Raw genomic sequence first — 2,288 nt, forward strand, 5'->3', positions numbered from 1 at the left:
CCAGCCGCGGGTCCACCGGGCACAAGCGCCAAGGCCGCGAGAAGGGTTCGATTCACGGCCGGTCAGCCATACGGCCTGTTGGCCCGGTATGGCGGGGGCACGGAAGACGACGGCGGTTGCCACGGTCCGGGCATCGGCAGCAGCGGGCCGCCGACGCGAGCCCCGAACAGCGCAAGCACCGCGATCGTCCCGAAAGCGGCGACGTGGACATCCGGCAGGTCCAGGTTGGTGCCGCCAAGAGGGACAAAAAAGCGCGCCGGCAGAAACAGCGGCACCTTCACCCGCAGGAGCGCCACCGCGGCTGTGACCCTTGCCGCGAAGAGAAAGAAACGGTCCAACCGGCGATCGCACAGTAAACCCAGCGCTACCAGCCCAATGGCCACGGCAAAACTGTCCGCCATGTAAATCCTAAGTTCCGGCTGGAACATCTCGAGCGCACAGACGCCGGCAGCTGTCGCCGTGATGAGAAATGCCGGGCCTCCGGACGGCGCCAGCAGACTGGCAAGAAGCAGCAGCCCCCCGACAACAGATGCCCCGATCAGGCTGCTTTGCTCGGGAAGGAGGTAGGATTTCCAAAGGGGATAGGCCCGGGTGAACATGACGACGCCCAGCCCGACTGACAACAGGACAAGGGCTGTCCAGCGCCCCGAACTCCAACCAGCGGTCCAGCCTCGCCAGGAAAAAACGGTGATCATAGCCACCGCGGCACCCAGCACAATCATCCACCAACCCACATGGGCTGGCTGATGAATGACCTCATGGGTCCAACCGAGTTCTGCCAGCGACATCACTGACAGGCCGACGACACAGCCGCCCGCGAAGTCACGCCAACTACCCCATCGGTTTCCGGCCACAAGACCGATGATTGATACCGGCAACGCCAGAAACGCGATCCCAAATTCGCCAAAAACATCCCACAAATCACCGTTCCGGTAGAGCGCCGGTACCCGCAGCGCCGCGGGAATCAGCGCAAGAAGCGCTGCCACCAGCAGGACAGCCAGAATCGGCATTGACATCGGCACGGAACGACCGAACCAGCCCTGTTGGGGCGGGCCCGGGGGGGCAAGCATGCGACGCAGGTCGATCGCGGCCGGTGGTGCCGCCCCTGCCTGCGCATCCGCATCTGCCTCCGCCGCGGCCGGTGGTGCTGGCTGCGGCGTCAGCAGTTCCTCGCGGGCTGGCCGCTGCCAGCCGTCCGGCGGGGGCGTCCCAGGCGAAGAGCCGGGATAGCCGCCCACGCCTGGTGGCGGCGGGGTCTGCCAGCCTGGCCACGGGGCTTCCCGGCGGGTCGCTGGGGGCTGCCCGTACTGGCGTGCCGGCGGCGGGACGTCCGCGCCACGGACGAGACGCGTCGCGATCTGCTCCGATTCGGTGATTCCGTGTATCTGCCGACCGGTGAGACCGGCCACCACGGCAGCGGCGGTGAGGCGCTCGGCAGGCGCTTTGGCCAGCGCCCTGGCGATCACCGAGGCGAACGGATCAGGAATGCCATCAAGATCGGGGGGACCGCCGAGCACCCTGGCCATCGACGCGGTCGGCGTCTCAGCGGCAAAGGGATGCCGGCCAGTCGCGGCGAACGCGACGCAGGTGCCCCAGGCGAAGATGTCGGCAGCGGGTCCGGCGCGTTCGCCGGATAGCTGCTCAGGTGACATCCAGGCGACAGTTCCGATACTGAAACCAGTTTTCGTGTTCACGGTGGCATCGGACAACCGGGCAATACCGAAGTCGATGACCTTCGGCCCGTCCCACGCCATAATGATGTTCCCGGGTTTGAGGTCACGGTGCACCACACCGGCACCATGGATGACGACCAAAGCCTCCGCAAGGCCGACGGCGAGACTCATCAGCGCGGTGCCGTCCAGGCGACCACGCCGACGCACGGCGTCCGCCAGGCTCACACCGTCCACATAGGCGGTTGCCATCCACGGCCGGGGAGCGTCGACGTCCGCGTCAAGCACCTCAGCGACGAAGGTGCCACGCACCCGCCGGGCAGCCGTGACCTCCTGCCGAAAACGCGCGCGGAACTCGGGATCCGCGGCAACGTTGCGGTGCGGGAACTTGATTGCCACCGGCGTGTCGTCCGGGGCAAAACCCTGGTAGACGACCCCCATACCGCCTTCACCAAGCCGGCCATGCAGGCGGTACGGCCCAACCGAGCGCGGATCGTCAGCAGCCAGCGGCGCGAGCATTCGATCCCCTCTCGCCGACCCTGATCACCTACGGAGATTACCCGACTGCACAGACCCCACCCGCATCCTGGTCATGCATCCGTCACATACCCCATCAAT

1 protein-coding gene is annotated in these 2,288 nt (G+C 66.7%); it reads right to left on the reverse strand.

The window, feature by feature from the left end:
- Positions 1–62 precede the first annotated feature (62 nt).
- Positions 63–2,189 (reverse strand): serine/threonine-protein kinase, encoded by a 2,127-nt coding sequence (locus tag MJ785_RS15305; protein WP_239396218.1) that lies wholly within the window; start codon positions 2,187–2,189, stop codon positions 63–65.
- Positions 2,190–2,288 lie beyond the last annotated feature (99 nt).

Source organism: Protofrankia sp. CiT1, assembly GCF_917627335.1.
GTDB lineage: Bacteria > Actinomycetota > Actinomycetes > Frankiales > Frankiaceae > Protofrankia.